This window comes from Bradyrhizobium sp. RDI18 (assembly GCF_043203335.1).
Classification (GTDB): Bacteria; Pseudomonadota; Alphaproteobacteria; order Rhizobiales; family Xanthobacteraceae; genus Bradyrhizobium; species Bradyrhizobium retamae.
Genome location: NZ_JBICRN010000008.1, coordinates 6,455,271 through 6,471,901, shown reverse-complemented (window position 1 = coordinate 6,471,901; position 16,631 = coordinate 6,455,271). Strand labels below are relative to the sequence as shown.

12 protein-coding genes and 2 pseudogenes are annotated in these 16,631 nt (G+C 64.4%); 12 read left to right on the top strand and 2 right to left on the bottom strand.

Annotation, left to right across the window (positions count from 1 at the left end; all coding sequences use genetic code 11):
* Positions 1–45: 45 nt before the first annotated feature.
* Both ACFXS9_RS40270 and ACFXS9_RS40265 read right to left on the bottom strand, forming a co-directional pair.
* Entirely contained in the window at positions 46–813 is a 768-nt protein-coding gene (locus ACFXS9_RS40270) for an SDR family oxidoreductase (protein WP_392698951.1), read from the bottom strand.
* Between the two features lie 108 nt (positions 814–921).
* The gene (locus ACFXS9_RS40265) at positions 922–1,557 is read right to left on the bottom strand and encodes a TetR/AcrR family transcriptional regulator (RefSeq protein WP_392698949.1); all 636 of its coding nucleotides are present in this window, start codon (positions 1,555–1,557) and stop codon (positions 922–924) included.
* Between the two features lie 252 nt (positions 1,558–1,809).
* Here ACFXS9_RS40265 and ACFXS9_RS40260 point away from each other — a divergent pair, with 252 nt between their 5' ends.
* The 12 genes and pseudogenes from ACFXS9_RS40260 to ACFXS9_RS40205 all read left to right on the top strand — a co-directional run bounded on the left by ACFXS9_RS40260 (position 1,810) and on the right by ACFXS9_RS40205 (position 16,619).
* Positions 1,810–2,811 carry an alpha/beta fold hydrolase gene (locus ACFXS9_RS40260; RefSeq protein ID WP_392698948.1) on the top strand — a complete coding sequence of 334 codons (1,002 nt, stop codon included), beginning with the start codon at positions 1,810–1,812 and terminating at the stop codon, positions 2,809–2,811.
* Positions 2,811–4,238 carry an MATE family efflux transporter gene (locus tag ACFXS9_RS40255; protein WP_392698947.1) on the top strand — a complete coding sequence of 476 codons (1,428 nt, stop codon included), beginning with the start codon at positions 2,811–2,813 and terminating at the stop codon, positions 4,236–4,238. The genes ACFXS9_RS40260 and ACFXS9_RS40255 overlap by 1 nt, the downstream gene beginning before the upstream one ends.
* Positions 4,239–4,517: 279 nt before the next feature.
* Positions 4,518–5,768 carry an ABC transporter substrate-binding protein gene (locus tag ACFXS9_RS40250; RefSeq protein ID WP_392698946.1) on the top strand — a complete coding sequence of 417 codons (1,251 nt, stop codon included), beginning with the start codon at positions 4,518–4,520 and terminating at the stop codon, positions 5,766–5,768.
* Positions 5,769–5,906: 138 nt separating this feature from the next.
* Positions 5,907–6,734, top strand: coding sequence for an AraC family transcriptional regulator (locus ACFXS9_RS40245; protein WP_392698944.1), 828 nt, complete (start codon positions 5,907–5,909; stop codon positions 6,732–6,734).
* Between the two features lie 128 nt (positions 6,735–6,862).
* Complete coding sequence (locus ACFXS9_RS40240; protein ID WP_392698943.1) at positions 6,863–7,873, top strand: branched-chain amino acid ABC transporter permease; 1,011 nt, start codon at positions 6,863–6,865, stop codon at positions 7,871–7,873.
* A gap of 1 nt (position 7,874) precedes the next feature.
* On the top strand, positions 7,875–8,957 hold the full coding sequence (locus ACFXS9_RS40235; protein WP_392698941.1) for a branched-chain amino acid ABC transporter permease: 1,083 nt from the start codon (positions 7,875–7,877) through the stop codon (positions 8,955–8,957).
* Complete coding sequence (locus ACFXS9_RS40230; protein WP_392700270.1) at positions 8,950–9,732, top strand: ABC transporter ATP-binding protein; 783 nt, start codon at positions 8,950–8,952, stop codon at positions 9,730–9,732. Before ACFXS9_RS40235 ends, ACFXS9_RS40230 begins: the two co-directional genes overlap by 8 nt.
* Positions 9,725–11,959, top strand: coding sequence for an ABC transporter permease (locus tag ACFXS9_RS40225; protein ID WP_392698939.1), 2,235 nt, complete (start codon positions 9,725–9,727; stop codon positions 11,957–11,959). The genes ACFXS9_RS40230 and ACFXS9_RS40225 overlap by 8 nt, the downstream gene beginning before the upstream one ends.
* A gap of 2 nt (positions 11,960–11,961) precedes the next feature.
* The gene (locus ACFXS9_RS40220; protein ID WP_028347174.1) at positions 11,962–12,795 is read left to right on the top strand and encodes a phosphoenolpyruvate hydrolase family protein; all 834 of its coding nucleotides are present in this window, start codon (positions 11,962–11,964) and stop codon (positions 12,793–12,795) included.
* Positions 12,796–12,819: 24 nt separating this feature from the next.
* A pseudogene (locus ACFXS9_RS40215) lies at positions 12,820–15,725 on the top strand (flotillin domain-containing protein).
* A gap of 9 nt (positions 15,726–15,734) precedes the next feature.
* A pseudogene (locus ACFXS9_RS40210) lies at positions 15,735–16,174 on the top strand (SRPBCC family protein).
* A gap of 1 nt (position 16,175) precedes the next feature.
* On the top strand, positions 16,176–16,619 hold the full coding sequence (locus ACFXS9_RS40205) for an SRPBCC family protein (RefSeq protein WP_392698938.1): 444 nt from the start codon (positions 16,176–16,178) through the stop codon (positions 16,617–16,619).
* Positions 16,620–16,631: the final 12 nt, after the last annotated feature.

Genomic DNA, 16,631 nt, shown 5'->3' with positions numbered 1-16,631 from the left:
GCCGCCTGAGCCGCCGCAGCTTTTGGCCGCGCTGGCGTCCAACAGCTAAAGACAGGTCGTGATGCCGCCGTCGACGTAGAGCGTATGCCCGTTGACGAAGGACGAGGCATCTCCCGACAGAAAGACCGCGGCGCCGATCAGTTCGTCCACGTTGCCCCAGCGCGAGGCCGGCGTCCGCTTTTCCAGCCACGCTGAAAATTGGGGATCGTCGACCAGCGCTTGATTCAGCGGGGTCTTGAAGTAACCCGGCGCGATGGCATTGATCTGCAGTCCATGCCTGGCCCAATCGGCACACATGCCGCGCGTCAGGTTCTTGATCGCTCCCTTGGTAGCGGTGTACGGCGCAATGCCCGGGCGGGCCAACTCGCTCTGAACCGAGGCGATGTTGATGATCTTGCCCTTTCCGCGCGGGATCATGTGGCGCGCGACAGCCTGGCCGACGTAGAAGGCGCTCGAGACATTGGTCCTGAGCAATTGCTCCCACTTCTCCGCCGGAAAATCCTCAAGCGGCGTACGAAACTGCATGCCGGCGTTGTTGACGAGAATATCGATGACTCCGACCGTCCGCTCGATCGTGGCAATGCCTTCGCGGACATCCTCGGCGACCGTGACATCGAAACCGGCGACCGCAACCTCGTGCCCGGCTGCGATCAAGCTCGCTGCGGCGGCTTCAAGCTTGCTGCGCTCCCGTCCATTCAGGACCACGGAGGCGCCATGCTCGGCGAGCCCTCGCGCGATGGCAAGGCCGATCCCCTGGGACGATCCTGTGACGAGCGCTCGTTTGCCGGCCAGATTGAACAGTTCAAATGCCACGGCGGACCTTCTCCATGCGTGCAGGTGGGTCGGATGGACGTAGAAATACCGCACACCGCGGTCAAGCCAAAACGTTACCGGCGACGTTGCCGGCGGAGGCAGGCGATTTCACCTGGGCTTCGGATAGATGTTTAGAAACCCTGTCGTTGCCGCGTGGGCCCGCCGTGTGATTTCGCCGGCACTCGGGCGATCGGCCACTTGAAGCAGCAGGCCGGTCATCAGGTCGCCCCAGAGCAGCCCCAAGAATTGTTCGACCATCGCGGCAAGATCGCCATCGCACAGCCCGGCCGACTTGGCGTTCGCCATGATCTCTCGCAATGAATCACGCGTAGGCCGGCGAGCGATCGATTCCAGCGCTTGTGCAACCTTTGGCGCGTGCACCGTTTCGGATATCGCCAGCCGGAACACAGCAACGACGACCGGATCGGTCGTTTCCGTCAAAAGCCTTGTACCAAAAGTGGTAAGCACGTTGGCCAGGGTTTCCCTGTCGCGCAACTCGGGCAGATCGGCCGGCGCTTTCAACCGCCGGGCGCGCTCGGTAATGCAGGCGACCAGCATCGCTTCCTTGTTGCCGAACAGCGAATAGAGCTCGCGTTTTGACACGCGCGCGCGTGTCGCAATCTCCAGCGTGCTGGTCTGCGCATAGCCGCCCTCCATGAATGCCGAAAGGGCCGCGCCGAGAATCCGCTTCCGGACTGCGGCGCCATCGGCTTCTTCCTCGCGCGGCTTCATCTTCGGACTCATCGATGTCATTTCCCTCTTGACTCGGTACCCATCGGTACCATACATCGCTCATTGGGTACCAGACAGTACCAAAACTGGTTGTGACGGTAAAGATCGGCGGCGTTCACCCCACTCGCTGCCGGCTTAGCCTGAGGAAAGTCCATGAACAGACGTCAGCTACTAGCGGCGGCACTGGCACCGCTCGCATTGCGAGTTGCGCCGGGCGCGATTTCGTCAAACGCATCAGCAGCAACTTCGGAAGGGGATGGAAAAATGAGCAAGACCACGCAACGGATCATCGAATGCAACGGCATCCGCATCAATATTGCCGAACAGGGCGAGGGACCGCTGGTGCTGCTGGTGCACGGCTTTCCCGAATCCTGGTTCTCCTGGCGGCATCAGATCGATGCTCTTGCCGCCGCCGGCTTCCGTGTCGTCGCTCCGGACCTGCGTGGTTACGGCAAGAGCGACGCGCCGCAAGCGATCGATCAGTACACGATCCTGCATCTCGTAGGCGACATGGTGGGCATCCTTGATGCCTTGGGCGCGGCGACCGCCGTCATCGCCGGTCATGATTGGGGCGCCAGCATCGCCTGGCAGGCAGCTCTGATGCGGCCCGACCGCTTCCGGGCGGTGGCAGCCCTCAGCGTCCCGTTCCGCCCGCGCGGCAAAGTGGCGCCGACCAGTCTCATGCCGCGCACGGAGACGGCGCAATTCTATCAACTCTATTTCATGGAGCCCGGACTGGCCGAGGCGGAATTGGGGCGCGATCCGCGCGCGACCATTCGCAACATGCTGTTCGGGGCGTCCGGCGATGGCGTAGCCGCGGCCCGCGCGGCCGTCGCTGCGGGCGGGCCCGCGCCGAACCTTGGCATGGTGCCGAAGGGCGGCGGATTTCTGCAAGGACCCGGCGCCCCGAAAATCCTGCCGTCCTGGATCAGCGAAAGCGACATCGACTTTTATGGCGAGGAGTTCAAGCGAACCGGCTTTCGGGGCGCGCTCAATTACTACCGCAACATCGATCGCAACTGGGAAATCACGGGTGCTGTGGCCGGCATGCAAGTGTCTGTACCGGCGCTCTATATCGCGGGCGATCGTGACTTCCTGCTCTCGTTTCCCGGAACGGACCAGTTGCTCGCCAACCAGAAGAACTTCGTTCCCGGACTGCGCAAGATTCAGATGCTGCCCGGCTGCGGCCACTGGACCCAGCAGGAGCAACCGAACGAGGTCAGCACCGCGCTGGTGGAATTTATTCGAGACCTGCCGAGCCGATGATGACAACCCTGACACCCCAACAACCCTCCTTGCCGCGACCGGTGGCCGTGGCCGGCAGCCTGAAAGAAAACGAAGCGGCAAAGGTCAAGCAGAGCGCGATGCTCGAGGGCCCCGTGCTGCCGACGCTCCTGATGCTCGCTCTGCCGACGCTCATAGTCATGGTCGTGCAAACCCTGGTCGGGGTCGCGGAGACCTATTTCGTCAGCTTCCTCGGAACGGAAGCGCTGGCGGGCGTCAGCCTGGTGTTTCCCCTCTTCATGCTGATGCAGATGATGTCGAACGGTGGCATCGGTGGTGGTGTCGCATCGGCAATCGCGCGTGCGATGGGTGCCGGCAAAGTGGCGGAAGCCGAGGCGCTGGCGCTCAACGCACTCGTTCTCGCCATTGCTTTCGGAGTGATCTTTGCCGGCGCCGAATGGCTGTTCGGCGAGACAGTCTACCGCCTGCTCGGCGGTCAGGCGGGAGCCCTCGGCGCGGCCCTCGAATATGGCCACGTTGTCTTCTTCGGAGCGATCTTTGTCTGGATCGTCAGCCTTCTGGCCGCGGCTCTTCGTGGCGCAGGCAACACGGTCGCGCCGGCGGCCGTCATTCTGCTGGGCGTGTTCGTGCTGCTTCCGCTCTCGCCGGCCTTGATCTTCGGCTGGGGCCCCTTTCCGCAGCTCGGCGTAGCGGGAGCCGGCGTTGCCGTCGTCGTCTACTATCTCGTCGGCGCGCTCGTGTTGATCGTCTACATGCGCTCCGCCCGCGCCTCGTTGCGTCTGCCGTTCGACGTGCGCCTCATCAGGTGGCGGCAGCTCGGCGATATTCTTGGCGTCGGCGGGTTGTCGGCCATCGGCACCATTCAGTCCAATTTGACGGTCGTCCTGGTCACCGGCGTCGTCGGGCTGTTCGGCACTGACGCCATCGCAGGCTACGGAATTGCGTCACGCCTCGATTACATCCAGGTTCCGCTGCTCTTCGCGCTTGGCAGCGCGGCACTCACGATGGTCGGGGTCAACATCGGAGCCGGCCAGATCAGGCGGGCGGAGCGCATCGCCTGGGTTGCCGCGTTCTTTGCGGCCGGTGTCACCGAACTCCTCGGCCTTGTCGTGACGATATTTCCACACGCCTGGCTGACGCTGTTCAGCACGGAGCCCGAGGTTCTTGCCGCCGGCTCGATCTATTTCCGCAACGTAGCGCCTTTCTACGGCGTGGCGGGTCTTGGAATGCTGCTCTATTTCGCAGGCCAAGGCGCCGGCCGCGTGATGTGGCCGGTTTTCGGGGGAACCGTCCGGCTGCTCGTCGCGGCGGGAATTGGCTGGCTCGTCGTTGCCCATCTTGGCGGCGGATTGCGGGAGCTCTTCATTACCGTTGCCGCGGGCTCGATCGTTTCCGGGGGCATCGTCGCATCTGCGCTTTGGCTCCGTGGCTGGGGGCGGGCCGGCTAGGCTCCGCTGGCTTCGCCAGCCTCGGCTCGGAAGGCCTCGTGCGTTCTCGCAGCCATCTTCAAACCTGCCCGTGACCTCACGCCCTGAATCGCCGCAAATCTCGTCGCGGCGCAGCATGCAAAATGAGACTACCGGTCAAGTTGCAGCAGGCGAAGCTGCGCGCGTTGCCCCAGTCATCGGCTAGTTTTCGCCCGGCGGTCCCGGTCGCAATGCATTGTGAAGGGCATGACGATTTCGGAACGACCTATACAAAAACTGGCGATACAAGGGAGGGGTTCGATGTTTAAAAGCTGTGCGGGACTTGTCGCGCTGAGCAGCCTGTTGCTTTCCGGCGCCGCCTTAGCTCAAGAGAAGATCAAGGTTGGCGTCACCGCGACCCTCGAAGGCACCTATACGGTGCTCGGCGAGGACGGAATCCGCGGGCATCAAACGGCGATCAACACGCTCGGCAAGAAGGTCGGCGACAAGGAAATCGAATTCATCATCGCTTCGACGGATGCCACGCCGGACTCCGCTGTCCGCGCCGTGCGCAAGCTGATCGAACAGGACAAGGTCCAGATCCTGCTCTCGCCGCTATCCGGCGACGAAGGCATCGCGGTCAAGAACTTTGCCAAGACGCGGCCCGAGTTGACCTTCGTGAACGCCGCTTCCGGCGCGCAGGAAACCACTTATGTCGACCCGGCGCCGAACTTCTACCGCTACAACATGGACGGCGCCCAGTGGCAGGTCGGCCTCGGCAAATACGCTTACGAAACCAAGGGCTACCGAAAGATCGCGACAGTCGGCGACGACTATTCGTTCATCTACACCCAGGTGTTCGGACTTGTGCTGGAGTTCTGCGGCGCCGGCGGACAGGTCACCAACCGGCAATGGGTGCCGCTCGGTACGAAGGACTTCGCCTCCGTCATCGCCGCCCTGCCCGACGACGTCGATGCGATCTATCTCGGCCTTGGCGGCGCCGATGCCGTCAACTTCCTGAACCAGTATCAACAGGCCGGCGGCAAGGCCCACCTCATGGGCGGCTCGATCATGGTCGACCAGACCATCCTCTCCGCCAAGGGCAACGCCAAGAATGCGCTGATCGGCACCATCGCGGCGAGCGGCCAGGCCGATACCTGGGAGGATGCGGGCTGGCAGAAATTCGTGAAGGCCTATCAGGACGCCTTCCCGCCGAACAAGCGGTTCCCGAGTCCGTCACTGCTCGCCACCAACTACTACAACTCGACGATGGCGCTCATCCTGGGGCTGCGCCAGGTCAACGGCGACCTCAGCAACAACCAGGCCAAGCTCAAGGAAGCCCTCGCCAAGATCGAGCTCGACGCGCCCAACGGCAAGATCAAGCTCGACTCCAACCGCCAAGCGATCGGAACCAACTTCGTCACCGAAGTCGTTGATGACGGCAAGGGCGCCCTCTTCAGCAAGGTCGTGAAGGTCATTCCGAACGTGAACCAGACGCTCGGCTACGACCCGGCAGCGTTCTCCAAGATCGGCCTGCCGAGCCGGACGGTTCCGGAGTGCAAGAAGTACTGAGTTCTTCGCATTTGCGAACGGGCCCCGGTCACGCCGGGGCCCGGCCACGGCTGGGCAGCATGTGATCTTCCCTTGCATTCTCGCGGCGGATGTTGAACGCTGGTTCAAAAGACAAGAACATCCCGCGGGAGGGAAGGCATGAGCAAGGCTCTCGCCGTCTTCCACGGCCGGTTCGGTCGCGCGACGGTCTATCAGTTGAACCGCCCCTTCAACATGCACGCGCATCGCGAAGGGCACCTGATTTTTCATGTCGGTGGAACGCCAGCGCGCATCGACGTGTGCGACGAGCGATGGCTGCTTGCGGAAGATTCCATTGTTGCCGTCAACCCCTGGGAACCGCACAATTTTGTCCCGACGGACATGGAGAACGGCGCGATCTTCTTCGTGCTTTACGTCAACGCCGAATGGTTCGCCCCCGACGCGGCCCGGGCCCACAGCCTGCGGTTCGGCCGCACCTGCTTCAAGCGCACGGCCACGCTCGACAGGCATATTCGCCGCTCTGCCGCGCTGGTGTGCGGCGCACCTTCGCTGAGCAGCCTCGATTGCGAACTCAGGCAGTTGATCGACAGTTGTTATGACGAAAGCTGGCAGACGTCCGAGCCGGCGCAGGAGACGCGCACCGCCACCGCCGTCACCGATTTTCGCGTCCGCAAATCCATCAAGCTGATGTCCGAAAGCCCGGGCGCCGAGATCGAACTGGATTCGATCGCGCGAGCCTCCGGGCTGTCGCGCCCGCACTTCTACCGGCTGTTCCGCACCCAGACCGGCGTCACCCCGAACCTCTATCTCAATACACTCATCATGGAACAGGCGCTGGACGCGCTGGTCGCGACCGAAGTGCCGATCGCCGATATCGGCTTTGATCTCGGCTTCTCTTCCCAGAGCGGTTTCACCCGCTTCTTCGCGGCCAATGTCGGGATGGCGCCGACCGAATACCGCCGCGCCGCCAAAGTCTTGCGCCCCTGAGCGCAACTGGCGCGAAAAGATACTGACAATCAAGTGCAAGGTCCGCGGCGCCGTTAGGATGCCCCAAACGCGAGCCGAAACGGCCGCGGCGTCTGGGAGGACGGTATGGCGACGGCCGGGCTATTGCCGTGACGAGATTCATCGAACGCCATCCGGCATGGGCGCTGATCCTGCTGATCGCGGTCGCGGTGCTGTTGTGGCTGATCCTTGCCGTCTGGCCGCCCGGCCTCGAAGAGGCGATCGGCAGGAAGCGGGTCTTTCTCAACGCCCTGTTCAACGGCATCACGCTCGGCAGCCTTTACTTCCTGGTGGCCAGCGGCTTCACGCTCATCTTCGGGCTGATGCGCAACGTCAATCTGGCGCATGGCTCGCTTTATCTGTTCGGCGGCTACATCGGTTACGCCATCAGCGTCTGGACGGGCTCATGGGTGCTCGGTTTCATCATCGCGTTTCTCGGTGTGGCGCTTGTCGGCATCGTGCTGCAAATCGTTGTCTTCCGTCGCATGGAGGGCGAGGATTTGCGCCAGACCATGGTCACGATCGGGCTCTCGATCGTGTTTGCGGACCTGATGCTGTGGGTATTCGGCGGCGATTTCTATCAGATCCAGACCCCGAGCTGGCTGGTCGGCCCGATCGAATTGCCGCTGGTCACCGCGGTCAGATCGTCGGGCGAGGCGGTCTATCTGCGCTATCCGCTGGTGCGGCTCGTGATCTTCGTCGCGGCGATCGTGATCGGCATCGCGATGTGGCTGGCGCTCAACCGAACCCGCGTCGGCATGATGGTGCGCGCCGGCGTCGATGACCGCGACATGCTCGCGGCGACCGGTGTGCCGATCCAGCACGTCTTCGTTGCCGTGTTCGCGCTTGGCGCCGGCCTCGCCGGCATCGCGGGCGTCGTCGGCGGAACCTTCCAGTCGCTTTCGCCCGGCGAAGATACCCGCTTTCTGCTGGCTTCCCTCGTCGTCGTCATTGTCGGGGGCATGGGATCGATCCCGGGCGCGGCGCTGGGCGCCGTCATCATCGGCCTCGCCGAGCAGCTCGGCTCCGTCTACATCCCGACCTATGCAATCGTCGTGACCTTCCTCATCATGGTGCTGGTGCTGGCGCTGCGGCCGCAGGGCCTCCTTGCGAGGCGCTGACATGTCGTTGGTCCAGGGCGCTCATCCTCAGACCAGTCAGCCGGCAAAGGTGCGCGCGGCGTTGTTGGCATGGCCGGAATTCAACAAGCCGGCTGTCTGGCTGGTGGCCGTGATCCTCTTGATCATGCCGTTCATCGCCAACGGCTTCTTCCTGATCGAGATCTTTGCCACGACGCTGATCCTCGGGACCGTCGCACTCAGCCTGATGTTCCTGGCGGGCTATGGCGGCATGGTCAGCCTGATGCAGCTCACCGTCGCCGGCTTTGCTGCCTACATGGTCGCGGTGTTCGGCATGAGCGCCAACACCAATATCAGCCTCGGCTGGCCGTGGTGGCTCGCAACGCCGATGGCGCTCATTCTGGCCACCGCGTTCGGCACGCTCGGTGGCGCGCTCGCGGTACGCACCGAGGGCATCTACACCATCATGATCACGCTCGCGATCGGTGCGGCCTTCTACTACTTCACCAACCAGAACTGGCCGATCTTCGGCGGCCACACCGGCATCAACACCATCGCGACGCCGAAATTCTGGGGTGTCGACTGGCGCTCCGATATCCCCTTCTATTACGTCACGCTGGGCGTCGCGGCGTTTTGCTACTTCGCCGTTCAATATGTCTCGCGCGCGCCTTTCGGCCTCGTGCTGCAGGGCGTGCGCGACAATCCCCGCCGCATGGCCGCCCTCGGCTTTAACGTCAACGCGCACCGCGTGGCAGCCTACGCGTTTGCGGCCTTCATCGCCGCACTCGGCGGCGTCCTCCAGGTCTGGAACTACCGGCAGATTTCCCCCGGCTCGGTCAGCGTCGGCGCCTGCATCGACATCCTGATCATTGCCGTGGTCGGCGGCATCACCCGTCCCATCGGGCCCTTCATCGGCGCCTTCATCTTCGTCATCCTGCGTACCTTCGCGCTCGATCTATTGGTCAAGTTAGGGCTCGACGGCAACCGCTTCCGGCTGCTGATCGGCCTCGGCTTCCTCGCCATCGTGTTCTGGTCATCGGATGGCGTGATCGGGCTATGGGAGCGGTGGCGCCGCGGTGCGGCGGCCGTCGATAAACGCGTGGGCGGAGGCCATGGCCATGGATAGCGCCGCGCCACGCTTTTCGGCCGTCGGTGCCGGCGCCGCGCTGGAGCTGCGCGGCGTGACGCGGTTGTTCGGCGCGCTCGCGGCGCTGACCGACGTCACCATCACGGTTCGTCCGGGGGAACGCCGCGCCGTGCTCGGCTCCAACGGCGCCGGCAAGACCACGCTGTTCAATTGCGTGACCGGCGACTTTCCGCCGTCCTCCGGCACCATCCGCTTCTTCGGCGAGGACATCACCCACTTCCCGCCTTATGAGCGTATCCGCCGCGGCCTGCGCCGCACCTACCAGATATCCGCGCTGTTTCCCGGCCTCACCGTGAGAGACAACGTCTACCTCGCCTGCCGCGGCGTTTCCCGCGGGCGATTTTCTCCGCTGCGTCCGGGCGCGAACGACGCTCTCATGCATGCGACTGAGGCGCTGATCCAGGCGGTGCATCTGACGCCGGTCCGTGAGCAGCGGGTCGCTGAGCTCGCGCATGGCCAGCAGCGACAGCTCGAGATCGCGCTCGCACTCGCCGGCGCGCCGCGCTTCATCCTGTTCGACGAACCGGCCGCGGGCCTCTCCCCCACCGAACGGCGCGAACTGATCGATATCCTGACGTCGCTGCCCGCCCATATCGGCTACATCATCATCGAGCATGACATGGATGTCGCGCTTCGGGTCGTCGAAAGCGTCACGATGATGCACAACGGCCGTGTCTTCAAGGAAGGCCTGCCGCACGAGATCGAAGCTGACCCGGAGGTGCAGGAACTCTATCTGGGGGCCGGCCATGAGTGATTTCAGCCGTTCAGCACCTGCCCTCGAGGTCCGGGGCCTCGACGTTTACTACGGCCATTCCCATGCGCTGCAGGGCGTCGAGCTGACGCTGGATTCCGGCGTGTTCTCGGTGGTCGGCCGCAACGGCATGGGCAAGACCACGCTGTGCAAGACCATCATGGGCTTGCTGCGGGCGAGCGGTGGTTCGGTTCGGGTCCGCGGCGAAGACATCACCCGCCTCAGCCCGGCGCGGATCGCGCAAGCAGGTGTCGGCTACGTTCCGCAAGGGCGACGGCTGTGGCGCTCGCTCAGCGTGGACGAACATCTGCGGCTGGCGGCCGGGATGCGGCGCGGCGCCTGGACCATCGATCGCATCTACGAGACATTTCCCCGCCTTGCCGAACGCAAGGACCATGGCGGCGCCCAGCTCTCGGGCGGCGAACAGCAGATGCTGGCGATCTCGCGCGCGCTTCTGACCAATCCGCACCTCCTCATCATGGACGAGCCGACCGAAGGCCTTGCGCCTGTCATCGTCGCCCAGGTCGAGGAAATGCTGGTGCGGCTTGCCGAAGACGGCGAGATGTCGGTGCTCGTGATCGAGCAGAATATCGGCGTCGCCACGGCGATTTCGAAGAACGTCGCGATCATGGTCAATGGCCGCATCAATCGCATCATCGACTCCGCGCGCCTTGCCGCCGACCGCGAGTTGCAACAACGTCTGCTCGGTGTTGGAGTCGTTGGAGTCCAAGCCGGGCCGGAAGCGGACATCGAAGCTACGGACGCGAGCGCGGAGAAGGCGCCCCCCTCCCCGCCGCGCACATCGAGCGCAGCGCCAATCCGGATCTATATCTCTAATCCCACGCTGCCGACGCGCTGGTCGCAGCCGGCACCGATCGCGCGCATCGAGGCAGCCGCGCGCACGCTTTCGACGGGCATCACCCGGATTGAAGACGCCGCACGGCAGAAACGCCAAGCCGGTGCCGTCGCTCAAACCGCGTCCGGGCCACCGGTCGTGCTCGTCGTTGGCACCCTCGATACCAAGGGCGAGGAGCTGCGCTTCATCCGCGACGTGATCGCCGGGCACGGTTTGCGAACGCGCCTGGTCGACGTGTCCACCAGCGGCAAGCTCGCCACCTGCGACGTCTCTGCCCAGGAAATTGCGCTCAACCATGGCCGCGGCGGGTCGAGCGTGTTCGGCTCCGATCGCGGCGCGTCGGTGACCGCGATGGCCGATGCCTTCGCCAATTGGCTGCGCCGTCAGGGCAATGTCGCAGGCATCATTTCGGCCGGCGGCTCCGGCGGCGCTTCGCTGGTGGCACCCGGCATGCGCGGCCTTCCCGTTGGCGTTCCGAAACTCATCATCTCATCCGTCGCATCGGGAGACGTCGGCCCTTATGTCGGGCCCGCCGATATCACGATGATGTATTCGGTCACCGACGTGCAGGGGCTTAACTCGATCTCGCGTGCCGTGCTCGCCAACGGCGCCAACGCCATCGCCGGCATGGTGAAGGCGCGTCTCGAAAATCAAAGCGCGGCCGAGCGTAACGCGCGGGTTGCGTTGCCCGCTGTCGGCATCACCATGTTTGGCGTGACGACACCGGCCGTGCAGAAGATTGCGGCCGATCTGCGCGGCGATTTCGAGTGCCTCGTCTTCCACGCCACCGGCGTCGGCGGCCGCTCGATGGAAAAGCTGGTCGATTCCGGAATGCTCGCGGCCATCGTCGATCTCACGACGACGGAAGTCTGCGATCTCCTGATGGGCGGCGTGTTCCCGGCAACCGACGACCGCTTTGGCGCGATCATCCGCAGCCGCGTCCCCTTCATCGGCTCGGCCGGCGCGCTCGACATGGTCAATTTCGGCGCGCCCGACACCATTCCCGAACGCTACCGCCAGCGCAAATTCCACGTTCACAATCCGCAGGTGACCTTGATGCGCACCACGCCGGAAGAGAACGACCGCATCGGCCGCTGGATCGGCGAAAAGCTCAACCGGATGGACGGGCCGGTGCGCTTCTTCCTGCCGGAAGGCGGCGTCTCCGCGCTCGACGCGCCGGGTCAGCCGTTCTGGGATCCGGAAGCCGACGCGGCGTTGTTTGCAGCGCTGGAACGCAGCGTGCGCCAGACCGGCAACCGCCAGCTCATCCGTATCAGGCGCCACATCAACGAACCAGAATTTGCATCCGCCATCGTCAACGCGCTCCGTCCTCTGGTCGGACGCCCGGGGACACGTCGGAAAGTCGCGAGGTGACCATGGCGAAGTTCGAACGTTCAGCCATCCTGAAGAAGTTTCGCAACATGGCCGCCAAGGGCGAGCCGATCGTCGGCGGCGGCGCGGGCACTGGCCTATCGGCCAAATGCGAGGAAGCCGGCGGCGTCGACCTGATCGTGATCTACAATTCCGGCCGCTACCGCATGGCCGGACGCGGCTCCCTCGCCGGCCTGATGCCCTACGGTGACGCCAACGCGATCGTGCTGGAGATGGCTGGCGAAGTGCTCCCCGTCGTCACCCGGACGCCGGTATTGGCGGGCGTCAACGGCACCGATCCGTTCCGCGACATGGACAGTTTTCTCGATCAGTTGAAGGCGCTCGGCTTTGCCGGCGTGCAGAACTTTCCGACCGTCGGCCTGATCGACGGCGTATTCCGTGCCAATCTCGAGGAAACCGGAATGTCCTATGCGCTGGAGATCGACATGATCGCCAAGGCGCGCGACAAGGACATGCTGACGACGCCCTATGTGTTCAGCGAGAGCGAAGCCGCGGCAATGGCGATCGCGGGCGCCGACATCATCGTCTGCCATCTCGGCCTGACCACCGGTGGCGCGATCGGTGCGCATACCGCGCCGAAGCTCGAAGACTGTCCGGAACAGATCGACACCTGGGCGGCAGCCGCCCTCAGTGTCAATCCGGACATTTTGGTTCTGGCCCATGGCGGCCCTATCGCCGAGCCCGCCGACGCCGACTTCATCATGAAACATACGCGCAAGTGCCACGGCTTCTACGGCGCCTCCTCGATGGAGCGCCTGCCGGTGGAGCGGGCGCTGACGGAACAGGTTCGCAAATTCAAGGCGATCGGCGCGCGGTAACGCCGAGACCAAAGGGAGGAAGAGATGTCGGGGACTCTGGTTGGCGAATTGATCCTCTGGCTGATCGTCGCGATCATCGTGATCGCCATTGTCGTCTATATCGTGAACTGGCTCTACCACCGATCGTCGAAGGAAGTGTCCTTCGTCCGCACCGGTCTCTTGGGCGAGCGCGTGGTGATCAATGGCGGCGCCTTCGTGCTGCCGTTCATTCACGACTACACGCCCGTCAACATGAACGTGCTTCCGATGGGTATCGTGCGGGCCAAGCATGACGCCGTGATAACCCGCGACCGCATGCGTATCGACATCGAGGCCGATTTTTACGTGCGCGTGCAGCCGACCCGTGAAGCCGTCGCGATCGCCGCCGCCACGCTCGGGCGGCGCACGCTCGAGCCGGGGCAATTGCACGCTCTGCTTTCCGGCAAGTTCGTCTCCGCCATACGTTCAGTGGCCGCCGAAATGACCATGGAGCAGATGCACGAGCAGCGCGGCGAATATGTCGCGCGAGTGAAAGCTGCCGCTGCCGAAGCGCTGGCCCAGAACGGACTTGAACTCGAATCGGTTGCCATCACCGATCTCGACCAGACCGACCTCGAATATTTCAATCCGTCGAACCGCTTCGACGCCGAGGGCCTCACCCGGCTGATGGAGGACATCGAAGCCAAGCGCAAGCTGCGCAACGACATCGAGCAGGATTCGATGATCAAGATCCGCGCCCGCAACCTCGATGCCGAGCGGCAGGCATTGGAGATCGAGCGCGAGAGCGAGACCGCCCGCCTTGAACAGGAACGCGATATCGAGATGCGCCGGGCGCTGCAGCGCACCGAGGTAGCGCGCGAGCGCGCGTTGCGCGAGACCGAAGCCGAGCAGGCTCAAATCGCCGCCCGCGAGGCGATCGAAAAGGCACGCATCGCCAACGAGCTCGCCATCGCCGAAGCGCGGATCGCCTCCGAGCGCGAAACAAGGCACCGCGAGATCGAGCGCACGCGCGCCGTCGAAGAAAAGGAACTGCTGGCGCGCGAGGAGATCGAAAAGGCCAAGATCGCCAATCAGCGCGCGGTCGATACCGCCCGCATTGCCTCGGAGCGAGAGGTGCGGCAGCGCGACATCGAGCGCACGCGGACGGTCGAGGAAGCCGAGATCACGGCACGCGAAGCGATCGAGAAGGCGCGCATCCAGCAGGACCGCGCCGTCACCGACGCGCGGATCGCCAACGAGGAAGAAACCCGAAGGCGCGAAATCGAGCGCACCCGCGCGGTCGAGGAAGCCGAGATCGCGGCGCGCGAGGCGACCGAAAAAGCGCGCATCGCCCAAACCACGATCGTCAACGTCGAACGCATTGCGTCCGACGAGCGTACCCGCTCGTTGGAGATCCAGCAGGTTCGTACCATCCAGGAAGCGGAGATCGAGGCGCAGAAGGCCGTGGAAGCCGCACGGATCGCACGCGAACGGACGCTCGCAGCCGAGCGGATCGCCGCCGAGCACACCACGCGCAAGCTGGAAATCGAGCGCAACCAGGCGCTCGAGGTCGCCGGTATCTCGGCGCGAGAGGCAACCGAAGCCTCCCGCATCGCGCAGGAAGAGCGCGTTCGCTCGCTCGAAATCGCGCGCAACCGCGCTGTCGAGGAGGCCGACATCGCCTCGCGCGAAGCGATCGAGGCCGCCCGCATCTCCCAGGAGAAGGTCGTCGCCGCGCAGCGTATTCGGGCCGAACGGGAAACAAGGGGACTCGAGATCGAGCGCACCGAAGCCATCGAAGCCGCCGAACTCAAGCGGCGTGACGCCATCGAGCGGCGCCGCGTCGAGGTCGAGCTGGCGCTCGAAGCCGAACGTATCGCCTCGTCCAGGACTCGCGAAGTGCTCAATATCGATCAGAAGAAGGCGGTCGAGATCGCCGACGAGGAGCGCGTGATTGCGCTCGCCGCCAAGCGCTCCGAGCGCATCGACGCCGATCGCCAGGTCAAGCAGGCCGAGATCAACGCGCGCAAGGAAGTCGAGACCACGGACGTCTCGCGTGAACAGGCGCTGGAGGCCGCCCGGCTGGCACGCCGGCGCGCGATCGAGCAGCTTGAAGTCGGTCGTGTCCAGGCGCTGCAGGAAGCCGAGATCGCTTCCCGCGAGGAAGTCGAGCGGGCGCGCATCGCCGCCGACCGCGGCCTCGACGAAGCCCGTATCGGCCGCGAGCGGGACTTGCGGAAACTCGAGGTCAATCGCGAGAAGGACGTCGAAACGGCGCTGATGGAAAAGGCGATCGCTCTGTACCAGAAATCGCTGGAAGAGTCCGCCGCCAAGGTGGCCGCCGAGGATGCGCGGGTGCGGGCGACCGAAGCGGCCGAGCGCGTCGTCACCGCCCGCGAAAGCGAGATCGCCAAACGGCAAAAGACCGTCGAGGTGCTGCTGGCGGAGAAGCGGGCCGAGGAGACCCGTATCGCTGCCGATGCGGAACGGGTGCGCGCCGCGGTCGAAGCCGAGGCGCAGCGGTTGCTCAACGAAGCCGAGAACGTGCTCACCGACCAGGCGCGCTACTCGCTGTTCCGTCGCAAGCTGCTCGACCGGATCGAGGGCATCGTGCGCGAGAGCGTCAAGCCTATGGAGAAGATCGAGGGCATCCGCATCCTTCAGGTGGACGGCCTCAATGGCGCCGGCGGCGGCAATGGCGGTCGCAGCGCCACCGACGAGGTGATCGACTCGGCGCTGCGCTACCGCGTGCAGGCGCCGCTGATCGACTCGATCCTTTCCGATATCGGCGTCGAGGGCGGAAGCCTTGCCAGGATGCCCGGCCTCATTCGCGAAGCGCGCGATATGCAGGGCATCAGGAGTCCGCGCGTAAGGGCGGCCAAGGGAAGCTTGAAGGCAAGTCCGAGGCGCCTCCTGCGGTCCCCGGCCCCGGCGAACCCGCCCCTGAACGCGGACCGCGCAAGAAAGGGTGAGCACGCGTCATGGCCCGGGTCTACGTTTCCACTGTCGTCAACGCCCGCAACGACCGCGTCTGGGCGCGGGTGCGCGACTTCAACGGGTTGGCGAACTGGCATCCCGCGATTGCGGAGAGCCGCATCGAGGGCGGCGAGCCCGCGGACAAGATTGGATGCGTGCGGGATTTTCGCCTGCGCAACGGCGATCGTATCCGCGAAAAGCTGCTCTCGGGCTCTCCGACTACGACATGTTCTGCACCTACTCCATCCTGGAGTCCCCGATGGGCGTGGAGAACTACGTAGCTACCCTGCGGCTGACGCCCGTGACCGACGGCGACCAGACCTTTCTGGAATGGACGGCCGAGTTCGACTGCGCTCCCGAGCGTGAGAACGAACTCGTCAGCAACATCGGAACCGGCGTGTTCCAGGGCGGTTTTGATGCGCTCAAGCGTGCCTTCGGAGGCTAGCGTGCCGCATATCGTCAAAAGCACGATCCTCGACGCGCCGACCGGCATGGTCTGGAACGTGCTGCGCGATTTCAACGGCCACGACCGCTGGCATCCTGAGGTCGCCACCAGCACGATCGAGCGCGCACAGGCCGCCGACAAGATCGGCTGCGTGCGGCGCTTCAAGCTGCAGGACGGCTCGGAGCTGCGCGAACAACTGCTCGCCCTGTCCGATCTCGAACAGACCTTTAGCTACTGCCTGCTCGATACGCCGATCCCGATGTTCAACTATGTTGCCCATGTACGCCTGCTTCCGGTCACCGACGGCGACCGCACGTTTTGGCATTGGGAATCCAGGTTCACCACGCGGCCCGCCGACGCCGAGCGGCTGACGCAGATGGTCGCGGAACAGATCTATCAAGCCGGCTTCGACGCCATTCGCCGGCACCTGAAGGAGGCCGCATGAAAGCGGAGGCGA

Excerpts from the sequence above, each read along its gene's own strand:
- ACFXS9_RS40265 (WP_392698949.1), bottom strand. The coding sequence starts at position 1,557 with ATGAGTCCGAAGATGAAGCCGCGCGAGGAAGAAGCCGATGGCGCCGCA.
- ACFXS9_RS40260 (WP_392698948.1), top strand. The coding sequence starts at position 1,810 with ATGAGCAAGACCACGCAACGGATCATCGAATGCAACGGCATCCGCATC.
- ACFXS9_RS40255 (WP_392698947.1), top strand. The coding sequence starts at position 2,811 with ATGACAACCCTGACACCCCAACAACCCTCCTTGCCGCGACCGGTGGCC.
- ACFXS9_RS40250 (WP_392698946.1), top strand. The coding sequence starts at position 4,518 with ATGTTTAAAAGCTGTGCGGGACTTGTCGCGCTGAGCAGCCTGTTGCTT.
- ACFXS9_RS40245 (WP_392698944.1), top strand. The coding sequence starts at position 5,907 with ATGAGCAAGGCTCTCGCCGTCTTCCACGGCCGGTTCGGTCGCGCGACG.
- ACFXS9_RS40235 (WP_392698941.1), top strand. The coding sequence starts at position 7,875 with ATGTCGTTGGTCCAGGGCGCTCATCCTCAGACCAGTCAGCCGGCAAAG.
- ACFXS9_RS40230 (WP_392700270.1), top strand. The coding sequence starts at position 8,950 with ATGGATAGCGCCGCGCCACGCTTTTCGGCCGTCGGTGCCGGCGCCGCG.
- ACFXS9_RS40225 (WP_392698939.1), top strand. The coding sequence starts at position 9,725 with ATGAGTGATTTCAGCCGTTCAGCACCTGCCCTCGAGGTCCGGGGCCTC.
- ACFXS9_RS40220 (WP_028347174.1), top strand. The coding sequence starts at position 11,962 with ATGGCGAAGTTCGAACGTTCAGCCATCCTGAAGAAGTTTCGCAACATG.